Source organism: Rhodobacter aestuarii (assembly GCF_900156655.1).
Taxonomy (GTDB): domain Bacteria; phylum Pseudomonadota; class Alphaproteobacteria; order Rhodobacterales; family Rhodobacteraceae; genus Rhodobacter; species Rhodobacter aestuarii.
Map to the genome: position 1 here is coordinate 46,130 of NZ_FTOG01000006.1, position 14,632 is coordinate 60,761.

At 62.4% G+C, this 14,632-nt stretch carries 18 protein-coding genes; 8 read left to right on the forward strand and 10 right to left on the reverse strand.

Going from position 1 to position 14,632, the window contains the following annotated elements:
• The first annotated feature begins 13 nt into the window (after positions 1-13).
• The 7 genes from puhA (at position 14) to BW967_RS09540 (ending at position 5,695) form a co-directional block, all read left to right on the forward strand.
• Positions 14-781: a photosynthetic reaction center subunit H gene (gene puhA / locus BW967_RS09510; protein ID WP_076485036.1), complete on the forward strand. Its 768-nt coding sequence runs from the start codon at positions 14-16 to the stop codon at positions 779-781.
• Positions 782-847: 66 nt separating this feature from the next.
• Positions 848-1,498 (forward strand): photosynthetic complex putative assembly protein PuhB, encoded by a 651-nt coding sequence (gene puhB / locus BW967_RS09515; protein ID WP_076484845.1) that lies wholly within the window; start codon positions 848-850, stop codon positions 1,496-1,498.
• Between the two features lie 13 nt (positions 1,499-1,511).
• Positions 1,512-1,985: a photosynthetic complex assembly protein PuhC gene (gene puhC / locus BW967_RS09520; protein WP_108188595.1), complete on the forward strand. Its 474-nt coding sequence runs from the start codon at positions 1,512-1,514 to the stop codon at positions 1,983-1,985.
• 166 nt (positions 1,986-2,151) lie between these two features.
• Positions 2,152-3,048, forward strand: a complete 897-nt coding sequence (gene puhE, locus BW967_RS09525) for a putative photosynthetic complex assembly protein PuhE (protein WP_076484846.1) — start codon at positions 2,152-2,154, stop codon at positions 3,046-3,048.
• A gap of 228 nt (positions 3,049-3,276) precedes the next feature.
• Entirely contained in the window at positions 3,277-3,783 is a 507-nt protein-coding gene (locus tag BW967_RS09530) for a lysozyme inhibitor LprI family protein (RefSeq protein WP_076484847.1), read from the forward strand.
• Positions 3,784-3,810: 27 nt separating this feature from the next.
• The gene (locus BW967_RS09535; RefSeq protein ID WP_076484848.1) at positions 3,811-4,326 is read left to right on the forward strand and encodes a NifB/NifX family molybdenum-iron cluster-binding protein; all 516 of its coding nucleotides are present in this window, start codon (positions 3,811-3,813) and stop codon (positions 4,324-4,326) included.
• 46 nt (positions 4,327-4,372) lie between these two features.
• Positions 4,373-5,695, forward strand: a complete 1,323-nt coding sequence (locus BW967_RS09540) for an ABC1 kinase family protein (RefSeq protein WP_076485038.1) — start codon at positions 4,373-4,375, stop codon at positions 5,693-5,695.
• A gap of 33 nt (positions 5,696-5,728) precedes the next feature.
• Here BW967_RS09540 and dacB read toward each other — a convergent pair whose 3' ends face one another.
• The 6 genes from dacB to BW967_RS09570 all read right to left on the reverse strand — a co-directional run bounded on the left by dacB (position 5,729) and on the right by BW967_RS09570 (position 10,640).
• Positions 5,729-7,165: a D-alanyl-D-alanine carboxypeptidase/D-alanyl-D-alanine endopeptidase gene (dacB, locus tag BW967_RS09545; protein WP_076484849.1), complete on the reverse strand. Its 1,437-nt coding sequence runs from the start codon at positions 7,163-7,165 to the stop codon at positions 5,729-5,731.
• Between the two features lie 18 nt (positions 7,166-7,183).
• Positions 7,184-7,789: a nicotinate-nucleotide adenylyltransferase gene (locus BW967_RS09550; RefSeq protein WP_076484850.1), complete on the reverse strand. Its 606-nt coding sequence runs from the start codon at positions 7,787-7,789 to the stop codon at positions 7,184-7,186.
• A gap of 77 nt (positions 7,790-7,866) precedes the next feature.
• A complete protein-coding gene (locus tag BW967_RS09555) occupies positions 7,867-8,907 on the reverse strand; it encodes a GGDEF domain-containing protein (protein WP_245826507.1) in 1,041 nt (346 codons plus the stop codon).
• Positions 8,904-9,527, reverse strand: a complete 624-nt coding sequence (locus BW967_RS09560) for a heme NO-binding domain-containing protein (RefSeq protein WP_076484851.1) — start codon at positions 9,525-9,527, stop codon at positions 8,904-8,906. The genes BW967_RS09555 and BW967_RS09560 overlap by 4 nt, the downstream gene beginning before the upstream one ends.
• A gap of 118 nt (positions 9,528-9,645) precedes the next feature.
• The gene (locus BW967_RS09565) at positions 9,646-10,353 is read right to left on the reverse strand and encodes an HAD family hydrolase (protein ID WP_076484852.1); all 708 of its coding nucleotides are present in this window, start codon (positions 10,351-10,353) and stop codon (positions 9,646-9,648) included.
• Positions 10,354-10,361: 8 nt separating this feature from the next.
• A complete protein-coding gene (locus tag BW967_RS09570) occupies positions 10,362-10,640 on the reverse strand; it encodes a DUF3572 domain-containing protein (RefSeq protein WP_076484853.1) in 279 nt (92 codons plus the stop codon).
• Positions 10,641-10,733: 93 nt separating this feature from the next.
• On the opposite strand from BW967_RS09570, the gene BW967_RS09575 reads away from it, so the two are divergent.
• Positions 10,734-12,134, forward strand: a complete 1,401-nt coding sequence (locus BW967_RS09575) for a diguanylate cyclase (protein ID WP_076484854.1) — start codon at positions 10,734-10,736, stop codon at positions 12,132-12,134.
• A gap of 68 nt (positions 12,135-12,202) precedes the next feature.
• Here BW967_RS09575 and BW967_RS09580 read toward each other — a convergent pair whose 3' ends face one another.
• The 4 genes from BW967_RS09580 to BW967_RS09595 form a co-directional block, all read right to left on the reverse strand.
• Positions 12,203-12,769, reverse strand: coding sequence for a periplasmic heavy metal sensor (locus BW967_RS09580; RefSeq protein WP_076484855.1), 567 nt, complete (start codon positions 12,767-12,769; stop codon positions 12,203-12,205).
• 9 nt (positions 12,770-12,778) lie between these two features.
• On the reverse strand, positions 12,779-13,210 hold the full coding sequence (locus BW967_RS09585; protein WP_139327822.1) for a hypothetical protein: 432 nt from the start codon (positions 13,208-13,210) through the stop codon (positions 12,779-12,781).
• The gene (locus tag BW967_RS09590; RefSeq protein WP_076484857.1) at positions 13,203-13,787 is read right to left on the reverse strand and encodes an RNA polymerase sigma factor; all 585 of its coding nucleotides are present in this window, start codon (positions 13,785-13,787) and stop codon (positions 13,203-13,205) included. Before BW967_RS09590 ends, BW967_RS09585 begins: the two co-directional genes overlap by 8 nt.
• A gap of 82 nt (positions 13,788-13,869) precedes the next feature.
• Complete coding sequence (locus tag BW967_RS09595) at positions 13,870-14,496, reverse strand: EF-hand domain-containing protein (RefSeq protein ID WP_175610439.1); 627 nt, start codon at positions 14,494-14,496, stop codon at positions 13,870-13,872.
• Positions 14,497-14,632: the final 136 nt, after the last annotated feature.

Sequence of the window (14,632 nt, forward strand, 5' to 3'; positions counted from 1 at the left end):
AGGACCAACAATGATGGTCGGTCACTATTTCTTCGGAGATTTCGATCTCGCCAGTCTCGCGATCTGGTCGTTCTGGGCGTTCCTCGCCTACCTCATCTACTATCTGCAAACCGAAAACATGCGCGAAGGCTATCCGCTCGAGAACGACGACGGTGGCATTTCGGTGAACCAAGGCCCGTTCCCGGTGCCGTCGCCCAAAACCTTCCTGCTCGCCAATGGCACCACTGTGACCGTGCCTTCGGTTGAGAACGAAGAAGCGCACCGCCGCACCGATCTGGCGCTGGAACGCACCTCGGCCAACGAAGGCTATCCGTTCCGCCCGACCGGCGACCCGATGAAAGACGGCGTTGGCCCGGCTTCGTGGGTTCCGCGTCGTGACGAGCCGGAAATGGACGCGCATGGCGAGCCGAAAATCAAACCGATGCGCAATGTCGAAGCGATGGTCGTCTCGGCTGGTCGTGACCCGCGTGGCATGCCGGTGCAAGCGGGCGACACTGAGGTCGTCGGCAAGGTTGTCGATATGTGGGTGGACGTGCCGGAACAACTGGGCCGTTACCTCGAAATCGAACTGAACTCGGGCAAGAAAAAGCTGATCCCGATGACGCTTCTGCGCATCTGGTCGGACCGTGTCCGCGTCAATGCGATCACCTCGGATCTGTTCGACGACATCCCCGATGTGAAGTCGTTCGATCAGGTGACCAAACTCGAAGAAGAGAAGATCTGCGCTTATGTGGCCGGTGGCTACATGTACGCGACGGGCCGCAAGCCCTACGCGCTCTAAGGCGTGACTTTGGGGACGGCGTGCGCCCGCGCCGTTCCGCCTGACTACCAAGACGGAGGGTCTGAAATGTCAGACCATGATTTCGACTTTGAACCCCAACCGGGGATCCCTGCCCCTCTGCCGAATGGCGAGGAAATTCTGTGGCAAGGCAGCCCGGATATGTGGGCCCTAGCGCGAGAAGCGTTCAAGATTCGCTGGCTCACCGGCTATATGGTGCTTTTGGCTTTCTGGCGCGGCTATGTGATCTGGTCGGAAAGCGGGCTTGCTTTGGCTCTGCCCACGCTGGTGCTCTACCTCATCTTCGCGCTTGGAACCTACCTTTTGCTGCTTTTGCTCGCCTATATGCAAAGCCGCGCAACGATTTACACGCTCACCTCCGCGCGCGCGATCCTGCGCGTTGGCGCCGCGTTGCAGGTGACATTCACCGTGCCCTACAAAGTGGTCGAAGTGGCCGCGCTGGGGCTGCAAAAACACTCGAAGAAGGGCATTGGCACGCTTGCGCTGCAAGTCCCGGAAGAGATGCGTCTGTCTTACACTGTGCTGTGGCCCTCTGCGCGCCCGTGGCACATCCGCAAACCGCAGCCGGCCTTCCGCTGCATTCCTCAGGCTGAGAAGGTCGCCAAGATCCTCGCCGAGGCAGCACAGGCCAAGCTGAACGAACCGCAACTTTCCGCCAAGCCCAGCGCTGATGATGCTGGCCTTGTGCCCGCGCAATAAGAAGGGTCGGATCATGGCACAACATCCTATCACCGCCTCTCGTGCGCCGAAGAAAGAACCGGAAAAGGATCTGATCCCGATCGCGATGGTTCGCGCGATGATTGGCATCGCCGTCCTCTCGTTGGTCATCGTCGCCTATTCGGTGCTGACGAACCGCCCGCATGTGGGCGTGCCCGAAGCGGGCAAGATCGTCGCAGAGCGCGAAGTGATTTTGGAAGATGTCGATTCGCAGCATGTGATCGTGCGCAATGCAGATGGCTCGGTTTTGGTGGATATGCCCGATGGTGGCTTCGTCAACGTGGTTGGCGCGGCCCTTGCCCGCACCCGCGAGGTGCAGCGTGTCACCGGCAACCCGCCGGTTCGTATTGTGCAATATGACAACAAGCGTCTGACCCTCGAAGACCCGGTCACGGGCTGGTCTGCCGAACTCTACGCCTTTGGCGAAGACAGCAAGGCCGCTTTCGAGCGCCTGCTCGCGATGAAATGACGGGGGCCGAGATGATCCTTTCCGGTTCTTCTCGGCTGTCTGTGCGCCGCGCCGCCGCTTTGGCGACGCGCGGCCAACAAGGTACCGCCCCCGAGGCGGTTTGGATCGGGGTGATGGGCGCGTCCCCCGGTCCCGCGCGGCATCCCCTTCACCGGGGGTGCCGCGCATGACCAATCCGTGGCTTGTCACGCTTTCGACCGTATTCATCTGGTGGTTCTCCACCGGGGCGATCTTGTGGCGCGTGCGCCGCGCCGATTTGGCCGGGCGGGGCGCGCATCAGCTTTCGGTCGTGCTGGGCTTGCCGCTTTTGGCGCTGGGGTTTGTGTATCTGCACCGTTCGGCAGATGATGCCACGGTACAAGGCGCGCATGTGGCCTTTCTTTCGGCGCTGTCGGTTTGGGGCTGGTTTGAACTGGCGTTCCTGTCTGGCGTCGTTGCGGGCCCGAACCGCACGCAATGCCCGCCCACCGCAACGATGTACGAGCGCTTCTTGCGCGCCACCGGAACAATCCTGTGGCACGAAATCGCGCTTTTGGTTGCGATGATCGCCTGCACCGTCATCGTGGCGGATAATGAAAACCGCATCGGGCTGATGACATTCGCCATTCTTTACGTGGCGCGGATCTCGGCCAAGCTGAACCTGTTCTTGGGCGTGCCGCGCATCAATGTTCAATTCTTGCCCTCGCCGCTTGCGCATTTGGCCAGCCATTTCAAAATCGCGCGGATGAACTTCCTGTTCCCCGCGTCTGTCACGATCCTGACCTTTGCGGCTGGCTGCTTTATGGAACGCGCGATCTCGGCTGAAAGCGATGGGGCGTTTATTGGCCATGTGCTGATGGCAGTGCTCACACTCCTCGCGCTCTTGGAACATTGGTTCATGGTGCTGCCGCTGCCCGACCAAAAGCTGTGGACTTGGATGCTGCCCACCGCCGTGACCGAGCGCAACCGCGCCCGCGCTCGCGCGGCCCGCCGCGCCAAGGCTGAAGAACTGAAAGCCAAGGCGTTTCAGGCGCCCATCGCGACCACTGTCCCCGCCCTACCGCGCGGGCGCGGCGGCAAATAATCCCTCTCTTTCAAAAGCACGGATACGTGAACGGATCGGTCCAATCCGTCGCATCTGTTACGTGATAAGATCACAGACGCAGACGCTCCCCTTCAGGCATGGTCCGCTTGCCTGACTGGCGTGCTTCCCCCGAATGATCCACGCCGCAGCAGGCCGTTCACGGTCCCGGGCCCGCACCGCAGGCGGCGCCCGGACCGTGCCTTTCCATAGACCCTTTTCGAGGATCCGATGATGCATGCGAAAAACCTGCTCCTTGCGCTCCTGATGATCGCCCCCGCTGTTACGGCCACGCCCGCGCTTGCGCGCAGCAAAGACCCGACCGCCGATTGCTACGCCGAAGCCACCACCGATGCCGAGAAGCAGGCCTGCATCGGGCTCACCTCGACCGATTGCCGCAAGCGCAAGCGCAATCCGCAAGTGAACGATCTTGCGATCTGCATGGATCGTGAAATCCAATGGTGGCGCGCGCGACTGTCAGATGCCGAAGAGGCAATGCGCACCCGCGCCGAAGAACGCGACAAGCCCTATGCCAAGCAAATCGCTGGGGGCGCGGCCAAGATGACCGATGATCTCGATAAGATGATCGAGAGCTGGAACAAATGGGAGCAGATGCGCTGCAACTTTGAATCGATGTTCTATCGCTCTTCGCCGCGCCGGATGCTCCACGCCCAAGAATGCCACATGACCGAGACCGCCAAGCAAGCGATCTTGCTGGAATCTTCTGCCGCCCGTTAAGCGGCCCCTTCACTCAAGGATCTCCCCATGCGTATCGCTGTTGCTTCGCAAAACTTCCGCACCGTGACCGGCCATGCCGGCAAAAGCCGCCGCTTTCTTGTTTATGAAGCCGCGCCGGGCCAAGAGATCACCGAGGTAGAACGGTTCGATCTGCCCAAAGACATGTCGATGCACGAATTCCACGGCGAGGGGCCGCATCCGCTTGATAGCGTGAAAGTGGTGATCGCGGGCTCGGCAGGCGCGGGCTTTTCGCGCCGGATGGCCTCGCGCGGCGTGCTGGTTGCTGTGACCGAAGAAACCGACCCCGTCACCGCTGTGGGCGCGCTGATCACCAGCATGTCCGAGGCGCAAGCCAACCCGCCCATGCCCGATCTGCGCGCCGATGCGCATGGGCATCACCACCACCATCACGACCATGATCATGGGCACGAGCATGGCCATGGCGGCTGTGGCTGCGGGCATGACCATGATCAAGACGAGGCGCATGATCACCATGGCCATGGCCATGCGCATGGCCACGGCGGTTGCTCTTGCCATGAGTGATGCGCGTGCCTATCTCAGCCGCACCGCTACCGCCGAAGGACAGCCCATGACCGAGCGCAAGTTCGAAACCAAGCCCCTTGCCGTGCCTTCGTCGCGGATTTCGCGCTTTGCCAAACTCAGCGGGCTTGGCGCGAATATCGCGGGCAGTGTCGCGGCCGAAGGCGCCAAGCAATTGGCGCGCGGCCAGCGCCCCAATATGGGCGCTTTGCTGATGACCCCAGCTAATGCCCGCAAAGTGGCCGATAAGCTGGCGCAAATGCGCGGCGCGGCGATGAAGGTGGGGCAGCTGATGTCGATGGATGCGGGCGATATGCTGCCGCCCGAATTGGCCGACATCCTCGCCCGCCTGCGCGCCGAAGCGCATCACATGCCGGGGCAGCAGCTTAAAAAGGTGCTGACCACCGCTTGGGGGTCGGATTGGCTCAAACGGTTCAAGAAATTCGAGGTACGCCCGCTGGCTGCAGCCTCCATCGGGCAGGTCCATCGCGCCCAAACCCGCGATGGACGTGACCTTGCAATCAAAGTGCAATATCCGGGCGTGCGCCGCTCGATTGACAGCGATGTCGATAACGTTGCGGGGCTGATGCGCTTTGCGGGGCTGGTGCCCAAGGGCCTCGACATCACGCCGATGATTTTGGAAGCGAAACGCCAGCTTCATGAAGAGGCTGATTACGAGCGCGAGGGCGAATATCTAGACCTCTTCGGCAAGCTTTTGAAAGATCGGCCAGAATTCCGTGTGCCCGAATTGCATGCCGATTTCACCACCCGCGAAGTGCTGGCGATGAGCTATATCGAAGCCAAGCCGATCGAGGTGCTGGAGGACGCAAGCCAAGAGGAACGCAACCGGGTGATGCGGCTCATCATTGAGCTGATCTTCGATGAGTTGTTCGTGTTCCGACTGATGCAGACAGACCCGAACTTTGCCAATTTCCGCTATGACCCGGAGACCGGGCAGATCATCTTGCTCGATTTCGGGGCCACGCGCGCCTTTGACGAAGACTTCGCAGAGCGTTACCGCACATTGTTGCGTGCGGGGCTGGCCGATGATCACGTGGGCATTCGTGCCGCCGCGCGCGAGATTGGCTTTTTGTCCGAAGACATGCCCGAGGCGCTGGAAGATCAGATGCTGTCGATGTTCCTGATGTCGCTCGAACCCTTGCGCCATGACGGAGAATTCGACTTTGGTGCCAATGATTTGGCGCTGCGGATGCGCGATGCGGGGATGGCGATGTCGGAGCAGCGCGAACATATGCGCATTCCGCCGATGGACACGCTTTTCTTGCAGCGCAAATTCGGTGGCGTTTATCTCCTCGCCACCAAAATGGGCGCACGCATCAACCTGCGTGAATTGATCCAAAAGCACATCTGAACCGGTAGCGGGCGCGCGTTTCGCGCCCGCGCCTTAGCCGTAAAGCGCCGCCCATCGCTCAAGCAGGCGGCTTTGCAGCACCTTGGACCGGCGCACCCAAGCGCCCGAGCCACTGTCGCCCGCGCGCTGACGCCGTGCCAAATCCCCGGTGAAAATCGCAAACGTCAGTTCGGTGCCATCGGGCGCGGTCATATAGCCCGTCAGCGTCGAGACGAAATTGAGCGTGCCGGTTTTGGCATCCACCCGAAATGGCTGGCTTTGCCGCTTCCCACCATTGTCATCGCGGAGTTCAAACGGTTTCATCAACCCGCGCAGGCCGACCTTTGGCCCCAAAAGCGTCACCGCCCGCACCATCTCCAGCGCGGAAATGCGATCATTCGCACCAAGGCCAGAATGATCCACAAACCGTGCCTTCCCGCCACCAAGCCGCTGCGCCAACCATTGGCTCATCGCGGCGCCAGATGGCCCGCGCGCCGCATTGGCCCCGCGCGCGGCGGTGGCTGTCATCCCCACCGCCTCGGCGGTGATATTGGTCGAATAGCGCATCATATCGCGCAGGATGCGCGGCAGATCGGTCGATTGCCGCGCGGTGATCACTTGTGCCCCGGCGGGCAATGCGCGCAACGGCTGCGGCGCGGGCAATGGGCATCCTTGGGCCCGCGCCAAAGTTTGGAACACATCGCCCGCATAAGCATCGGGCTGGCGCACCGGCAACCAGAGGCTGCCGTGTTTGTTCAAAGCCGCAGAGGCCACAGACCAATGCTCTTTGCCCCCCGATTGGCTGTAACGAAAGGCCGGGCTTTTGCGGGCGGCAAGGGAGGCGTCAATCGTATAGGCTTTGGGCTTATGCGCCGCGCCCCGCGCATCCATCTCTAGGCTGTAACCGCCCGAGCCGCGGCGCCATTCGAAATGCACCCGGTTGTAATTCAAAATAAGCCCGGAAATCGAAGGGTTATACCCCACATGCACCGGCTGATCGTCCGAGATTTCAGAGGCATAGGGCAGCGCGCCGCCCCAAGTGTAAAACCGCCCCGCGACCCCACTGACGCCAGCCTTCACCAAACGCGCGGCAAGATCGGCCAGACCATCGGTATCAAGCGTCGGATCGCCGCCCCCCGCCAAGATCAAATCGCCTTGCAGCACGCCCCCTGCAACGGGGCCCGTGCCCAAAAGGCTTGTGGTGAAGCGATAGTCAGAGCCGAGCGTTTCCAGCGCATAAAGCGTGGTGATGGTTTTCGCGGTCGATGCGGGGGCCATCGCCTTGTTGGCATCGCGCGATTCCAGCACCAAACCGCTGCGCGCATCGGCCACGATATAGCCGACATCGCCGCCCAATTGCGCGGCATCGACCAGTTCCTCGCCCGAAAGCGGACGCATCGCGACAGCCTCGGCGCGCAAAAGCCTCGGCGTGGCCAGCGCGGCCCCAAGGCCCACAGCACCACCCAATAGGCCCCGTCGCGTGACTTGCATTCCTGCGCGCTCCCCGTTTTAGCGTGCCCGCCACTCGCCCCCGGCCCGGATCGCGGAAGACGAAAGGTCCGACATCGGCATTTGCACGAAACACCATGCCGGACGCCGCGCGAAAGGCAAGAGCCGAGCCTGCTCTGCGGGCAGCCTTGCCGAAGCGTAAATGCGTGCCGCCCGCGCTTGCCCTGTCACCATGCGGTGGCCGGGGCGCGCCAGCACCCCAACGGGCACACGCGCGAAGATCCCGCGCCAATCCTCCCAAAGGTCGAATTGCGCAAGATTGTCAGCCCCCATCAGCCAAACGAAATGCACACCCGGATAAAGCGCGGTTAGCCGCGCAAGTGTTTGCGCGGTGTAGCGGGTGCCCAGTTGCGCCTCGAGCCCGGTGATTGTGACCTTGGGATCAGCCATCACCCGGCGCGCTTGGGCAATGCGGCTCGCCATCGGCGCGGGGCCATGCGATTTGAGCGGGTTGCCGGGGCTCACAAGCCACCAGACCCGATCAAGGCCAAAGCGGCGCATCGCCTCGCGGGTGATATGCGCATGACCTTCATGGGCGGGGTCAAACGACCCCCCCAAAAGGCCGATGCGCTGCCCGCGCGTGGCAATTGGAAACCCCTGCTTCATGCCCCTGCCCTACCTGATCACGCGCGCAGGCGCTACAGGCATGTGACACGGGCGTGACCAATCCAGCGCGCCCGTGCTTAGGCCTCAGAGACAGTGCAGCGCCCACGCCCGGCATGTTTGGAGGCATAAAGCGCGGCATCCGCTGCGGCGAGCAGACCAACGGCATCATGCCCGGCTTTCTCGCCCACGATCACCGCACCGATTGATGCAGAAACCCGACACAGCTCGCTTTCATGCAAGATCGGTTCTTCCAGACGAGAGATCAAACGCTTGGCAAAGCCCTCAACACGTTCGGCATTAATCGGGCCACGCAGGATCATCATGAATTCATCGCCCCCTACGCGCGCGACAAGATCCCCGCGCCGGGTTTCATCAGACAAAACCTTCGCCGCCTGCACCAACACCGCATCACCGGCCGCATGGCCAAGCGTGTCATTGACCTGTTTGAAGAAATCGAGATCGAGATGCAAAAGCGCGAAGCGCCGACCGCCCCGCCCCAGCACCTTCAGCGCCCGGTCAAGCGCCGCATCAAAGGCGCGCCGGTTCGCAAGCCCGGTCAGCGCATCGCTGAGCGCCTCGTTTTGCGCTGCACGGCGGGCATCTTCAAGCCGCCGCGTCAGCGCCTGCAACTCGTTCAAAACCGCAGCCTTCGCCTCGGACATAAACAGAAATTCAATCGCCAGGTCAGAGGCCGCAAAGTCGGTCTCTGTCAGGCCAAAAAAGCGCACCGCTTCAGAGAGATGAATGCCGAAAGACAGGTTGACCAGCGTATCGGTGCCGTCCTCCCCCCCGCCGCCGCCGGTTACGATTTCAATGGCGGTGCCGCGCAGGTTGAAGCCCGGATGCCGCAGCAGGTTGACTGCGATCCGCCGCGCTTTGCCAATTGGGTCCCCTTCCGGCGCATGGCCACGCGCGCGCCGCAACACGAAATGGCGCGCATAGGCCGTGCCGATCGCCTCCGTGCCCAAGATTTTCGTCAGCGTTGGCCCCATCGCGCGAATACGCCCGCGCTTATCAAGCCATAAAAACAAAGGCATAAACTGCCCCAAAATATCAGGGCTCAGGGTCAATGCCGCAGGCGCCCCGCCGCCCGGCAAATCCCGATCCAAATGCGTCATACAGTGACCCTTTCGGTCGACAGGCTGCCCTCATGGGCAGGACCCGCCAAATCAAATCTCCGCCCCTCGGCATGGTCCATATCGAGCAGGCAAACCGAAACGCGCTCTTCGCCGACACCGGGGCGAGATTGCAATTCAGAGGCCTCGATCAGCACCAAGGCGCCGTAATCATCAGCCATCGCGCGCAAAATCCCCGCCATCACCGCGCCCCAGCCCGGCATCCAGCCCGAGACAACCAAGGTAAACCGCCCTTGCGTCTCGCCATTCAGACTCAGTTCCGGCAACTCAAGCCCCGGCAAGGCCATCATCGCGCGGCCCTGCAGATCATCGAGAGAAAACAAAAATTCCAGATAGTCGGCCCCCCCGAAGCGCAACAAACGCCGCAGGGATTCCGTCATCGCAAGCCAAGCGCCGATATCTTCCAAAAGCGCCTCGCGCGAGATATCGAGCACCGTTTCCGCGGCGCCTAAAAGCACCTCGGTTTGCCGATCTTCATAATCGAGCATCGCCTCAAACCCTTCCGGGGCAATGCCAATACGTTCCACCACCTCACGCCAGACCGAACTGCCGTGATGGTTGCAAAGAAAAGACTGAATAGATTTATTGACTACGCCGAGCATGGGCCCTCCACGTAGTCAAAATATCGCTCCGGCCCTTAACAAAGCCCCAACAACATGGAACTTTTCCAAGTTGGAAATGGCTTTTTCGGCCAAAAGATTGAGCACCCTATCCGAAAGATCAGCCCCGCGCGGGAGCCAAGGCGAGCCACTCGGCCAATCCGTCGATCGTCTCCAACACGACATCGGCTGCGGGCGATAGCACTTCGCGCGTAGCGGGGCCGGTCAGCACGGCGACTGCCGTCATGCCTGCGGCACGGGCGGCGGCAAGATCATGCAGGCTATCGCCCACCATCGCCACCCGGTCGGGCGCAACCCCCACCGCTGCGGCAAAAGCCAAAAGCGGCCCCGGTTCGGGCTTGGCGCCATGACCACTGTCATAACCGACGATGAAATCGAACAAGGCTTCGACTCCCTCACGCTGGAGTTGAAGCCTTGCAGAAGCCTCGCTATCGTTGGTTGCGACGCCAAGCCGCAACCCTGACGTGCACAGATCCCCAAGGCAGCGGGGCAGGTCCACCGCCGGAACTTGGGGCGCTTCAAGCGCCGCCGCTTCCAATTCTGCGACCAGATCGGGGGCCGTCCGGCCCGGCAAATGCGGCAGCATCAGCGCCGCCACCTCAGACACTGTTCCGGCGATCACGGGGGAATGACGGTGAAAACAGCCCGCCGCCAAATCATAGCCCAAGGCCTCGGCCAGCCGTTCTGTGCGAGGCTGGTCGCCCTCCGCAAGACGGATCAAAAGTGCCCGCGCCCACGCGCCCCACGTCGCTTCAAAATCGAAAAGTGTGCCGTCCTTGTCGAACAGGATCGCTTCAATATCAGCCACTTGAACCCTCACGTCCAATTCATGCCCGCAGGGCCTTCAAGCCGCGCTGCGGCTGCCACCAACTCCTCTGGCGCCACGCCCAAAGCACTTGCACAGGCGCGCACCCAATCATCTTCGCGCATCACATGCGCCAGCACCGCGCGCTGCATCTCCACCCGTTGCGCCTCGGCGCGCACCTGCGCAGCGTCGGCCCCGCTGATGCCCAGAAAGGCCTGCCAAACCGGATCCTCGCTTGCCATCCAACCAAGCGCCCGGATCGCAAGAATTTGTGCTGAATTTTCGTCCAAAGCGCTACTCCTGCGAAAAGTGAAAGGATTTGTTAACCTTTCCTAAGGCATGATAAAGTTGCAATCGAGCATGTGGAAGGAGAACAAAGGTTCATGGCAGGAAAAGTCCTGATCGTGGACGATGTCGCAACGAACCGGATCGTGTTGAAGGTGAAGCTTTCGGGCGCCCGATACGAGACGATTCAGGCTGGCACCGGCGCGCAGGCTCTGCGTCTTGTGGCGCAAGAGAGCCCCGACCTGATCTTGCTGGATGTGCAATTGCCCGACATGAGCGGGATCGATGTCTGCCGTCGGCTGAAATCTGACCCGGCCACTGCGCATCTGCCGGTGATTGTCGTTACCGCGTTCCCCACCCCCGAAATTCGGCTTGAGGCGCTGCGCAGCGGCGCGGATGACTTCATCACCAAACCCTTCGAAGAACTGACCCTGCTCGCCCGGTTGCGCTCGCTGATGCGGATGCGCGAAACCGATGAAGAACTGCGGATGCGCGAAAACACCTGCCACGAGTTGGGCTTTGCCGAAGCCCCACCGGCAGAGTTCGAGCAGCCCGCGCGGATCGGCCTTGTCGCCCGCGACCGCGAAACCTGCGTGGCTTGGAAAAACGCGATGCTGCGGTATCTGCCGAATGATCTGTTGCGGGTGCTTGATTATCAAACCGCGCTCTCCGCCGCCGCCGAAAGCCCGCCGCCCGATGCCTATGTGATTGCCGCCGATCTGGCCCGCCCCGGCGAGGGATTGCGGCTGATGTCGGAACTGCGCTCGCGTGCGGGCTCGCGCCATTCGGTGATTTGCGTGGCGGTGCGCGATGCGGCGCGCGAAACCTCTGCCGTGGCGCTGGACCTTGGCGCTTCTGACCTGACGCCTGCCGGGCTGGCCGAGCCGGCCTTCGCTGAAGAGGCGGCCCTACGGCTTACCGCCCATATCGCGCGCAAACGCCGCCATGACCGGCAGCGCGAGCGCGTGGCCGATGGGCTGCGGCTTGCGCTCGTGGACCCGCTCACCGGGCTTTACAACCGCCGCTATGCAATGCCGCATGTGACCCGGCTTGCGGAACGCTCGCGGCTTTCGGGGCGCAATTTCGCAGTGATGGTGCTCGATCTGGACCGCTTCAAATCGGTCAATGACACCTATGGCCATGCTGCGGGTGATGCGGTGCTGATCGAGGTCGCGCGCAGGCTCAGTGCGAACCTGCGGCAGGTTGATCTTGTTGCCCGTGTAGGCGGCGAAGAATTCTTGGTCGCCATGCCTGAATGCACCCTCGAAGGGGCGCGGATCGTGGCAGAGCGGCTGTGCCGTGTGATGGAAGAGCGGCCATTTGATCTGCCGGGCGGCGTTACGCTTGATCTCACCGTCTCGATCGGCCTCGCCCTTGGCGGCGGTGGATCGGAAAACACCAGCATCGACCAGGTGATCCATGAGGCCGATTACGCGCTGATGGGATCCAAGGCCGAAGGGCGCAATCAAGTGACTATCTTTCAACGCGGCGCGGCCTGAACACAGCCCAAAACCGAATGGCAAAACCCGGCACAAGGCCGGGTTTTCTTTTGCATGAAGCGATGTGCTTAATCCGCCGGGCGGCGGCGCTCGCGCCAATCCTCGCGGCGTTCGTCCAAACGGCGCTGGAACCGCTCAACACCGCGCTGCATGCGATCTGCAAAAGCGGCGCGCTCCTCATCGCTCATCGCCGCAATGCGTGACAGCATCACTTGTTCGCCCATTTCGATCCGTTCGAGCGTGCGGGCGCGCATCTCCGTCAGCACCCCATGCAACGCCGCTTCGTCATAGGGCTGGGCGCGCAGGGCGGCATCCAACCGCTCAAAATCTGACCGCATCTGCCCCTGCATCGCCCCAAAATCGCGGCCTTGGCCCTCTGCTGCCCGGCGCATCTCGATCCGGTCTTCGCGGGTGAAGGCGCCGCCCAACGGGCCAAAGCTCAGCTGATCGGGGCCATCGCGATCCAGCACGCGCGGCGGCGGTTCGCCCCGCATATGGCCAATCACCCCGCCCGCGACGACGCCAATGACCAAAAAGTTCAGCACCAGCGACAGGATGAAAACCACCTTCGTGCCGCCGCGCAGCCGCCCTTGCGTCCCTGCGGGCGTCGGGGTTTGTTCTGTTTCGTTTGTCATACCAACCCCTTAGTCCATCAGCGCCAAAGCCAGAATATCGGCGTCATTGAGATAGTTTTCTTCGGCGCTGGCCGAAGCGACCACCGTGCTTTGCAGCCCCATCGACTGCATCAGGCTGGGTGCTTGGGCCAAGCCGATCCAAAGCCCGGCCACGGTGGCCGTGGCCATGCCCCCTGCCATACCGCCAAGCGCCCCCCAGCCGCCGAACGCAGCGGCAAGCGTCGCGACAAGGCCGCGCTTTTGCGATGTCTGACGCCGGGCAACAAGGGCAGCCAATGCGGCAGCCTCGGCCTCTCGCCGTTCTGTGGCGATCACTTCGGCTTGCAGCGCCATTTGTGTCAAAAACGCGGGCTCGGGCTCGGGCGCCGCGTCACGCGCAGCGGTGAAAAAGGCCTCAAGCCCCTCAAAATCCCGGTCATTGTCGTCGTGCATTTTAGTCATGCCCATAACCCAATTCCTCCCGCCGTTCCGCCAAAAGTGCGGCAAGCGCCCGCTTGCCGCGCGCGGTCAGGCTTTCCACCGCCTCCACCCCGATCTCCATCGCCTCGGCGATTTCGGGGTTCGACAGCCCTTCTAAGTGGCGCAACACCACTGCCTGCCGCTGCCGGGCAGGCAATTGCGCGAGCGCCATTTCAAGCGCCGCCGCGCGGTCATGCGCAATCAGCCCCTCAAGGGCCGAAGCCGCGCCATCGGCGACCTCGGGCGCTTCATCGAGCCCCACACCACGCCGCCGCCGTAAACGGTCGGTCGCAAGGTTGGTGGTGACCCGATAGATCCAAGTGGACACTTTGGCCTCGCCGGTGCGCCATTCAGGGGCGATTTTCCACAGCCGCAGCATCGCTTCTTGCGCCAAATCCTCGGCCTCGGTGCGATCACCGAGCATCCGAAACGCGACCCGAAACGCCACCGGGCCAAGCCGCGCCACCAGCGCACGCGCGGCGGCCCCATCGCCGTTGCCGTAAAGCACCAGCAGGGCCTCGTCGCTCAATTCGCTTTGCGCATCGAATGCCATATCCATCGTTCCATTGGCCTAGCGCGGATCGTGCTTTGCCGCAATGCGTGGGCGCGGCCCCAAACGCGGGGCCGCGCCCAATGAGGCGTTACTGCCCAAAATTGAACCAACGACGGTCATCACGGTCGCGGTCCCCGCGCCAGTCGTGCCGATCCCGACGGTCATCCCCGCCCCGGTCAAAACGGTCTTTCATCCGGGCTTCGGCCATCCGTAACTCTTCGGTGCTAACCGCGCCATCATTGTCCCGGTCCAGCCGGTCAAAGATGCGCGTGGGCAGCGGCGGGCTGGCCAACTCGGCAGCGGAAAGTTTGCCATCGCCATCGCTGTCTTGCGCGGCGATGCGGTCTTTCACCCGCGCCGCAACCCGGTCTTCGATCTGCACCATCTCGGCGGCAACCAATTCCTCGGCGCTCAACAGCCCGTCGCCATCGGTGTCCATTGCTTTCGCTGTGGCGGCACGCTTCGCTTCAATCTCGGCCAAGGTCACTTTACCATCCCCGTCGGCATCGAAGCTTTTCAGATCAAAGCGCGGGAACGGGCCCGAGACCATATCCATCGGGCCGGGCCCCGGCGCCGGCGGCGCGGGCGGCGCAGCTTGCACCATGCCAGCCTCGGGCGCAGGCGGCGGCGCGTCTTGCGCAAACACCGGCAAAGCCCCCAAGGCCACGCTTGTCGCGAGGGCGGCAATCATCGTCTTGGTCAAAGCAGATTTCATCTTCATTCTCCTGTTCGCGCACGGCTTTTGGCCGTTTGATGCAAGAGAAACGGGCGAGCCTTGCGCTTCCGTCGCCCCTTCACGCGCCCGTGACGTGACACAGGCTCTTTTTTCGCGCGCCGCACCCGGCTAGGCT